7 protein-coding genes are annotated in these 9,325 nt (G+C 68.9%); 4 read left to right on the forward strand and 3 right to left on the reverse strand.

Features of this window, described 5'->3' with window-relative positions:
- The first annotated feature begins 112 nt into the window (after positions 1–112).
- Positions 113–1,093, forward strand: coding sequence for a cation diffusion facilitator family transporter (locus ACGFYN_RS28080; RefSeq protein WP_393868647.1), 981 nt, complete (start codon positions 113–115; stop codon positions 1,091–1,093).
- A gap of 51 nt (positions 1,094–1,144) precedes the next feature.
- Here ACGFYN_RS28080 and lepB read toward each other — a convergent pair whose 3' ends face one another.
- The gene (gene lepB, locus ACGFYN_RS28085) at positions 1,145–1,813 is read right to left on the reverse strand and encodes a signal peptidase I (RefSeq protein ID WP_393868648.1); all 669 of its coding nucleotides are present in this window, start codon (positions 1,811–1,813) and stop codon (positions 1,145–1,147) included.
- A gap of 106 nt (positions 1,814–1,919) precedes the next feature.
- Positions 1,920–4,100 carry a fructose-specific PTS transporter subunit EIIC gene (locus ACGFYN_RS28090; RefSeq protein ID WP_393868649.1) on the reverse strand — a complete coding sequence of 727 codons (2,181 nt, stop codon included), beginning with the start codon at positions 4,098–4,100 and terminating at the stop codon, positions 1,920–1,922.
- A gap of 471 nt (positions 4,101–4,571) precedes the next feature.
- Here ACGFYN_RS28090 and ahcY point away from each other — a divergent pair, with 471 nt between their 5' ends.
- Positions 4,572–6,029 (forward strand): adenosylhomocysteinase, encoded by a 1,458-nt coding sequence (ahcY, locus tag ACGFYN_RS28095; RefSeq protein WP_393868650.1) that lies wholly within the window; start codon positions 4,572–4,574, stop codon positions 6,027–6,029.
- A gap of 150 nt (positions 6,030–6,179) precedes the next feature.
- Entirely contained in the window at positions 6,180–6,794 is a 615-nt protein-coding gene (locus ACGFYN_RS28100) for a hypothetical protein (RefSeq protein WP_393868651.1), read from the forward strand.
- Between the two features lie 24 nt (positions 6,795–6,818).
- Here ACGFYN_RS28100 and ACGFYN_RS28105 read toward each other — a convergent pair whose 3' ends face one another.
- Positions 6,819–7,802 (reverse strand): RDD family protein, encoded by a 984-nt coding sequence (locus ACGFYN_RS28105; RefSeq protein WP_393868667.1) that lies wholly within the window; start codon positions 7,800–7,802, stop codon positions 6,819–6,821.
- Positions 7,803–7,930: 128 nt separating this feature from the next.
- On the opposite strand from ACGFYN_RS28105, the gene ACGFYN_RS28110 reads away from it, so the two are divergent.
- Positions 7,931–8,938: a stage II sporulation protein M gene (locus ACGFYN_RS28110; RefSeq protein WP_393868652.1), complete on the forward strand. Its 1,008-nt coding sequence runs from the start codon at positions 7,931–7,933 to the stop codon at positions 8,936–8,938.
- The last annotated feature ends 387 nt before the right edge of the window (positions 8,939–9,325 follow it).

The following is a 9,325-nucleotide window of genomic DNA, read 5'->3' on the forward strand; positions in this document are numbered from 1 at the left end:
CGCCGCTTCCGGGCGGGGCTGCAAGAATGGCCCACCGGCAAAGGACGGGCAAAGGCGGCGGGCGAGGGCCCGGCCGGCGCAGGGTACGTAGGCGAAGGGACATCGCGAACACATGAGCGCGTCAGGCGGCAGCAAAGCGATCGTGGCGGCACTCGGCGCCAACCTCGCGATCGCGGCATCGAAGTTCGTGGCGTTCGCGTTCAGCGGTTCGTCGTCGATGCTCGCCGAGGGCGTCCACTCGCTCGCCGACTCCGGCAACCAGTTCCTGCTGCTGATCGGCGGCAAGAAGGCCCAGCGCGAAGCGACCCCGCAGCACCCCTTCGGCTACGGCCGCGAGCGGTACATCTACGCCTTCCTGGTCTCCATCGTCCTGTTCTCGGTCGGCGGCATGTTCGCCATCTACGAGGGCTACGAGAAGATCCGCCACCCGCACGAGGTGGAGCACTGGTACTGGCCGGTGGGCGTCCTGGTCTTCGCGATCATCGCCGAGGGCTTCTCCTTCAGGACGGCCATCAAGGAGTCCAACCAGCTGCGCGGCAAGCTCTCCTGGTCGCAGTTCATCCGCCGCGCCAAGGCCCCCGAGCTGCCCGTCGTCCTGCTGGAGGACTTCGGCGCGCTCATCGGTCTGGTCCTCGCCCTCGGCGGCGTCGGCCTCGCGCTGCTCACCGGTGACGGCGTGTGGGACGGAATCGGCACCGTCTGCATCGGCGTCCTGCTCGTCATGATCGCGCTCGTCCTCGCCTCCGAGACCAAGTCCCTCCTGCTCGGTGAGTCCGCGGGCGTGGAGGAGGTCAGGAAGATCGAGGACGCCATCGTCGACGGCGCCACGGTCACCGGCATCATCCACATGCGCACGCTCCACCTCGGCCCCGAGGAGCTGCTGATCGCCGCCAAGATCGCCGTCGAGCACGACGACACGGCCGCCGAGGTCGCCACCGCCATCAACGCCGCCGAGGCGCGGATCCGCGAGGCGGTCCCGATAGCGCGCGTCATCTACCTCGAGCCGGACATCTACAGCGAGGCGGAAGCCGCCAAGGGCCCGGACCGCGAGGCGACGCCGGGAGGCCCGGCGTCGCACCCCGCCGGTCACTGACACCGCTTCGTACGGCAGAGGGGCCCACCGAGCGCTCGGCGGGCCCCTTCGTCACACCTGCACGGCCCAGGGCGGGGGCGGAGGCACCACGACACGCTTCCGTACGGCGACGGCCGCGATGCCCAGCCCGAGCCCGGTGAGCGCCAGCAGCAGCCCCACCAGCCCGGCCAACCCGAGCAGCGTCAGCCCGGTGTAGTCGTCCGTCACGCGGCCCTGGACCGCGCTCACCGGCACTGTCCCGCCGTGGTCGTCGGCGAAGAACCGCGAGTCTCGCGAATTCGTCCGGTGATCACCGAGCATGAAGAGCCGCCCCTTCGGCACCTTCACGTCGTACGGCCGGTGCATCCCGTCGACGATCCCGTCCGACACGTAGGGCTCGGCCAGCGGTCTGCCGTTCACGAGGAGCCGCTCGTCCGTGCCTTCCCCCGTGCAGCAGACGATGTGATCGCCGCCCACGCCGACGACGCGCTGCAGGACGGCGGCGCCCTGATAGCGATCCGGCGCCGTGTAGAGCACCACGTCGCCCCGCCGCACGCCGGTCCCGTCCATCCGCTCGTACACCAGCTGCTGCCCCTGTGTGTACGTCGGCGACATGCTCTCGCTGGCCACGGTCGTCCCGTGGTAGCCGGCCCACGCACTCGCCAGCGCAACGACCACCAGCACCAGCCCCAGTGGCCCCAGCACCCCCGCCCATATGCCCAGCTTCCGGGCCTTGCTCATCGCCACTCCCTCCCCACGCGGAACATCCGCGCCGGCGCAGAGGCTAGCGGCCCTCTGTGAACCGACTGTGCGGGCCCGCGCCTTGTGCGGCACGGGCCCGGCACCCCTACCGGATCTCGCCCAGCACCCCGAGGACCGCGCGCTCGTCCTGGGCCGCCGTCAGCCGCTCCCGGAAGCCGGCGTCCATCAACTTCCGTGACAGCAGCGCCAGAATCCGCAGATGCTCATCGCCCGCGGCGGCCTGCGGCACGGCGATCATGAAGATCAGCCGCGCCTTCGTACCGTCCATCGAGCCCCACTCGACGCCCTCGTCGGAGCGCGCGAATCCGACGACCGGCGCGGTCACCGCGTCCGTCTTGGCATGCGGAATCGCGATCTCCTCGCCGAGCCCGGTGGTGCCCTGCTCCTCACGCCGCAGCGCCGTCCGCACGAGCTCGTCCACGTCCGTCACGTCACCGCTGTGCGCCAGCAGCTCCGCCATCTCGCGAATCGCGGCCTCCTTCTCCCGCGCGCCGAGCCGAACCGTGACGGTCTGATCGGTGAGGTAGCCGGAGAGGACGTCTGGGCCGGTAGCAGCGGTATCACCGGTGTCGGTGTCGGTGTCGGCGGACTGGGACTCGGACTCGGCCGGATCGTCCGCGGATGCGGATGCGGATCCGGTCGATCCAGTTGATCCGCTCGCAGCATCCGAAACGGCCAGGGGAGATCCGCTCACCGCCTGCGTCGGTACGACAGCGGACGCAGCCGAACCAGTCGACGACGCCCCTGCTCCCACCGCGACCAGCGCCGGCTCGGGACCGGCCGCACCCGCGACGGCCACCACGGGCGCAGCGCGACGCCTGCGCTCACCGACGTCGACCAGAGCCACCGTCGTCAGCGCCGTGACGACCGTGCCGATCACCACCGCGACGAAGAACATCGGAACGCCGCTCACCGCGCCCAGCACCGCAACGATCGGCCCGCCGTGCGGCACCGCGTCCTTGACGCCCGCGATGCCGGCGACCGCACCGGCCACCGCGCCGCCGAGCATGTTGGCCGGGATGACCTGCGCGGGCCGCGCCGCCGCGAACGGGATCGCGCCCTCGGAGATGCCGAAACACCCCATGAACAGGGACGCGAGACCGGTCTCCCGCTCCTGCTCGGTGTACAGCCCCTTCCGGATCAGCGTCGCCAGCCCCTGTCCCAGCGGCATGACCGGGATCGCGGCGGCGCACATGCCCATGACCGTCTGGTTGCCGGTCGCGATGAGCCCCGCGCCGAAAAGGAACGCCGTCTTGTTGACCGGTCCGCCCATGTCGAACGCGATCATGAGCCCCAGAATCGAGCCGAGCAGGATCGCACTCGTGCCGGTCATCCCGCCGAGCCAGCCGGTCAGGTGCTCGAACACCCACGAGATCGGCTTGCCGATGACGTAGATGAAGAACATCCCGAGCGCCGTAGTCGCCACGATGGGGATCACGATGATCGGCATGATCGGCTGTACGAACTTCGGGACCTTGACCTTCTTGATCCACAGCACCAGATACCCGGCGAGGAACCCGGTCACGATCGCCCCGATGAAGCCGGCGCCCGCCTTGGAGTCGTACAAGGACCCCGTGTTCGCGATCCAGCCGCCGATCATGCCCGGCACGAGCGCGGGCCGGTCGCCGATGGCGTACGCGATGTACCCGGACAGGATCGGCACCATCAGCGTGAAGCCGATGACACCGATGTTGTTCACGTCCATCCAGAAGGAGTCCTTCGGGATGACCAGGCCACCGGAGGGGTCGGTGTGCCCGCCGAGCGAGAGCGAGATGGCGATCAGCAACCCGCCGACCACCACGAACGGGATCATGTAGCTGACCCCGTTCATCAGCGCCTTGTACGCGACGCTCCGCTCCCTGCCACCGCCCGCGGACGAGGCGGCCGCGGCGCTCCCGGGCTCGTGTACCGGCGCCGACCGCACCTGCTCGATCAGCCGCTCGGGATGACGGATTCCCTCGGCCACTCCGACCTTGAGCACCCGCTTGCCCGCGAAACGGCTGAGGTCCACGTCCTTGTCCGCGGCGACTATGACACCGTCCGCGGTACTGACATCGTTGTCATCGAGGACATTTTCGGCCCCGATGGATCCTTGCGTCTCCACCTTCATCTCGATGCCGCGGCTCTCGGCTGCCTGCGCGAGCTTCTCCGCGGCCATGTATGTGTGTGCGATGCCGGTCGGGCACGCGGTCACCGCGAGCAGCTTCAGCCGCTTCCGCTCGGTGCCGCCGTTGCCCGTGGGGGGAGGGCCGGCCGGACTGGTCACGTCGATCTCCTAACGCCTTCGTCACGCGAAGCGCCGTCCCGGACGCCCCGCAGGAACGATCAGAAGTTCCCGATCTCCGAGGCATCCTGCATCACCTGACGCTCCCCGCAAAGATGCAAAAGTCCCTGTTCATGCGGTTCTGCAGGCACCTGTTCTCCCGTTCGTACGTGTCCTGTTATCGCGCCCCGGCATCCCTGCGGCCCCCACCCGCCGTCCACGGTGATCGACGGGATGCGTTCGGAGGCGGACTGGGGCGGCCGGGTCGACCGGTGTAGCTTGGTTGGGAGCCAGACGTCGCTGCTGATGGCGGTCGGGCGGTCCCACCGCGGACCGGCCGAGGGAGAGAGGGCCTCCGACGGACTGCGCTGCGCGTACGCGGGCATGCCCAGTGTCCTCTTCGGGCACCCCTGTGTCCGCCGCCGTGCAGACCAGCCGTACCCACCTCGCCCCAACCCCGAGGAGCAGCTCGCAATGACGACTGTCGACAACCGACAGGACTTCAAGGTCGCCGATCTCTCGCTGGCCGAGTTCGGCCGCAAGGAGATCACTCTCGCCGAGCACGAGATGCCCGGCCTGATGTCGATCCGTAAGGAATACGCCAAGACCCAGCCGCTGGCCGGCGCCCGCATCACCGGGTCCCTGCACATGACCGTGCAGACCGCCGTCCTCATCGAGACCCTGGCCGCCCTGGGCGCGCAGGTCCGCTGGGCATCCTGCAACATCTTCTCCACCCAGGACCACGCGGCCGCCGCCATCGCCGTCGGTCCGAACGGCACGCCCGACAACCCCCAGGGCATCCCGGTCTTCGCCTGGAAGGGCGAGACCCTGGAGGAGTACTGGTGGTGCACCGAGCAGGCGCTGACCTGGCCGGGCACCGCCACCGGCGGCCCGAACATGATCCTCGACGACGGCGGTGACGCCACCCTCCTCGTACACAAGGGCGTCGAGTACGAGAAGGACGGCAAGGTCCCGTCCGTCGACACCGCCGAGTCCGACGAGCACCGCGTCATCCTCGAGCTCCTGCACCGCACCATCACGGACGGCTCGCAGAAGTGGACCCAGCTCGCCTCGGAGATCCGCGGCGTGACCGAGGAGACCACCACCGGCGTCCACCGTCTGTACGAGATGCAGCGCGACGGCGTCCTGCTGTTCCCGGCGATCAACGTGAACGACGCCGTCACCAAGTCGAAGTTCGACAACAAGTACGGCTGCCGCCACTCGCTGATCGACGGCATCAACCGCGCCACCGACGTCCTGATCGGCGGCAAGACCGCGGTCGTCTGCGGCTACGGCGACGTGGGCAAGGGCTGCGCGGAGTCCCTGCGCGGTCAGGGCGCCCGCGTGATCATCACCGAGATCGACCCGATCTGCGCGCTCCAGGCGGCGATGGACGGCTACCAGGTCACGACCCTCGACGAGGTCATCGACAAGGCCGACATCTTCGTCACCACGACCGGCAACAAGGACATCATCATGGCCTCCGACATGGCCAAGATGAAGCACCAGGCCATCGTCGGGAACATCGGCCACTTCGACAACGAGATCGACATGGCCGGCCTCGCCAAGACCCCCGGCATCGTCAAGGACGAGGTCAAGCCCCAGGTGCACACCTGGACCTACCCCGACGGCAAGGTGCTCATCGTCCTGTCCGAGGGCCGCCTGCTGAACCTGGGCAACGCCACCGGTCACCCGTCGTTCGTGATGTCCAACTCCTTCGCGGACCAGACCCTGGCCCAGATCGAGCTGTTCACCAAGCCCGACGAGTACCCGACCGACGTCTACGTGCTGCCCAAGCACCTCGACGAGAAGGTCGCCCGCCTCCACCTGGACTCGCTCGGCGTGAAGCTGACCACGCTCCGCCCCGAGCAGGCCTCGTACATCGGCGTGCAGGTCGAGGGCCCGTACAAGTCGGACCACTACCGCTACTGAGCGGCTCGGATCAGCCCATGGTGAGCGCGTCGGTGCGCTGACACGCTCACCAGCAGCAGTTCCTCCGAGGCAGGCCCCCGCACCCCCGTGCCGGGGGCCTGCCCCTTTGGCCGCTGTGGCCGGACCACCCCGTCAAGACCCAGGACCCCCATGCCCCGCGGCCGGTATTCGCTCCACGATCCGCACGATCACACCCCCCTCGCAGAAGAACACTTCCACTGCGCCCCCGGCCCCTCCGGCTGGCGCTACGTCTCCCAGCTGACCAGCTCGTCGGGTGACCACATCGGCTCCGTCGACCTCGCTCTCGACGAACTCGGCCGCCCCATCCGCCTCGAACTCCACGCTGCGGACTGGCAGGTCCGCGGCGCCGCCCTCGAAGGCGTCACCTGGGTCCGTACCGACCCCACCGGGACCCATGCCACTGAAGGCAACGTGCGCGCCCACGCCTTCACCGGCACATCCCCCGCGTTCCTCGTCGCCACCGCCCGTCTCCTGCGCCTCACCCCCTCCGCCGCGGCAACCCGCGTACGCCTCGTCGCCTTCACGGACCCCGTCCTCGCCCCGCGCACCGTGGACCAGTCCTGGGCCTTGGTGAACAGAGAAACACACGCCACTGACAACGCCCCGCTGACCGTGGACGAATACCAGGTCACAGCCCTGGACACGGGCGAACAGCACGCCGTGCACATCGCCGGCGACGTGGTCCTCGCGGCACCCGGCATCGAGCTGGAAGACCTCGAATCGCCGCCGTCCGCACTCGCCTGAGCGAGATTGACCGTGAGGCCCGGGCTACGTCGGCGGCACGAACCCGGTGGACTCGGTGGTACCGCGCTCTCCGTCGGTGGGAGCGACGGACGGAGGCACGTCCCGGGAAACGGTCGGAACCGTCTGCCCGACGTCGGCGGAAGGCGGCGCGGTCACCACGGCAGCAGGCCAAGCTGGTGCCCCGTACGAACCCGGCGCACCAGGCGGTCCCGCAACACCCGCGAGCTGCCCGCCGACAGCGGTGCCCCCGGCCGCCGAACCGTTCGCGAAGGCCCGCCGTACCTCCCGAGCCTGCCTCTCCTGCATCACAGCCGCCAGATAGGCCGCCGGCGGAATGCCCTGCGGAACCGGCGCTCCCGTACGAGACGCCAGATCCGAGGCGAGCCGCTCCGCCATGGCCCAGCCCACCTGCGGGTCCAGCTGCTGCATCCGCGTCAGATACTGACGAACCGCAAGCCACAACCCGTCGGGCACCGCGGACAGATCAAGCCCGGAGAACTTCCCGGCCAGCCAGGGGGGCGGCGGAGGCAGAAAGGCCGTCCGCCCGACGGGAATCCTTTCCCGTACGACGAGTGTCCCCGCGAACACGTCACCGAGCCGTCGGCCGCGTGCCGACACGAGCGACGCGATACAGGCGATGACCCCGAACGTCATCAGGATCTCGATGACACCGATCCCACCCCGCACCAGCGCATGCCGGAACCGGATCGGGCCGCCGTCGTCCCGCACCACCCGCAGCCCGCACGCCATCTTCCCGAGAGACCGCCCATGGCTGAGCGTCTCGACCGCGATGGGCCCGCCCACCAGCACCAGCACGAAACTCGCGATCGACACCGCGATCTGCGCCGCGTCGTCCAAGGAAGCCGTGGAAGCGACGAGACCGATGGTCAGGACGATGTAGACGACCATGGCCGCCGCCAGATCGAGCAACACCGCGAGAGCCCTGCTGGGCAACCTCGCGGGGCGCAACTCCAACGCCACCGCCTCGCCCGTAACCAGCTCGCTCACGCCCGTCGTCCTTCCCTTGGCTGCCCCTTGAACGGTCAGTCTGCCAAGCTGAGGGCGCATCGCGCCCCAGTACGACAAGCTGACTCCACGACGAGCCGCCGACGAACAGCCGAGGAGCAGGCAGACCGATGGACCTCGACGTCTTCGTCACCACCCACCGGGCCGAGTGGGACCGCCTCGACGCGCTCCTCAAGCGCCAGCGCCGTCTCAGCGGAGGGGAGGCCGACGAACTCGTCGCGCTCTACCAGCGAACGGCCACCCATCTCTCCCTGATCCAGTCCAGCGCTCCCGACCCTCAGCTGACCGGACGCCTCAGCCAGCTCGTGGCACGCGCGCGTGGCGCCGTGACAGGCAACCGGCGCGCCTCCTGGCGCGATGTCACACGATTCCTGACGCACGGCTTCCCTGCCGCGGTCTACCGATCGCGTCGCTGGTGGGTCCCCACCGCCCTTCTGTCCACCGCCGTGGCCATCGCGCTGGGCTGGTGGATAGGTACGCATCCCGAGGTGCAGGCCACCATCGCCGCCCCCAGCGAGCTGCGCGAACTCACCCGCCCCGGCGGCCAGTACGAGTCGTACTACTCGAGCCACCCGGCGGCGTCCTTCGCCGCCCAGGTCTGGACGAACAACGCCTGGGCAGCCGCCCAGTGCCTGATCCTGGGTGTCTTCCTCGGCCTTCCGGTCCTCTGGATCCTCTTCCAGAACATGCTCAACCTCGGAGTCGGCTTCGGACTGATGTCCTCGGCCGGCCGACTCGACACGTTCCTCGGCCTGGTCCTCCCGCACGGCCTGCTCGAACTGACCGCGGTCTTCGTAGCCGCCGGCACCGGCCTCCGCCTCGGCTGGACACTCATAGATCCGGGCCCCCGTTCCCGGCGCACGGCTCTCGCCGAGGAAGGCCGCGCAGCCATCGGAATGGCGATCGGCCTCGCTCTCGTCCTCTTCGTCTCGGGCGCCATCGAAGGCTTCGTGACCCCGTCCGGCCTGCCCACTTGGGCCCGTATAGGCATCGGGGTCGCCGCAGAGGCCGCCTTCCTCGCCTACGTCTTCGTCCTGGGTGGCCGAGCGGCCCGAGCCGGTGAGACGGGCGACGTCGAGGCGGCGGAACGCAGCGCCACGGTGCCGACGGCCGCCTGATGTGCGGACACGCCTGTTGAACTGTTAGTCTCTTCTTCGCCCCGCAGGAGCCGTTGACACGGCGCAGGTGGGGAGGTAGATTCGAACGGTTGCCTGGAACTGGGTCTCACCCGGTCGGCGGCAGTGAGTGTCTGTCAGCTTCTCGGAAACGCAGGTTTCCAAGAAGCCTCTCCCGATAAATCGGAAACGAGTGGCCGGTCAGTCCGGCTCGAAAGTTCTGATAAAGTCGGGATCGCCGGAAAGGGAAACGCGAAAGCGGAAACCTGGAAAGCGCCGAGGAAATCGGATCGGAAAAGGATCTGATAGAGTCGGAAACACCGAAGGGAAGCGCCCGGAGGAAAGCCCGAGAGGGTGAGTACGAAGGAAGCGTCCGTTCCTTGAGAACTC

This window comes from Streptomyces sp. NPDC048419 (assembly GCF_043200415.1).
In the GTDB taxonomy this organism is placed as follows: domain Bacteria; phylum Actinomycetota; class Actinomycetes; order Streptomycetales; family Streptomycetaceae; genus Streptomyces.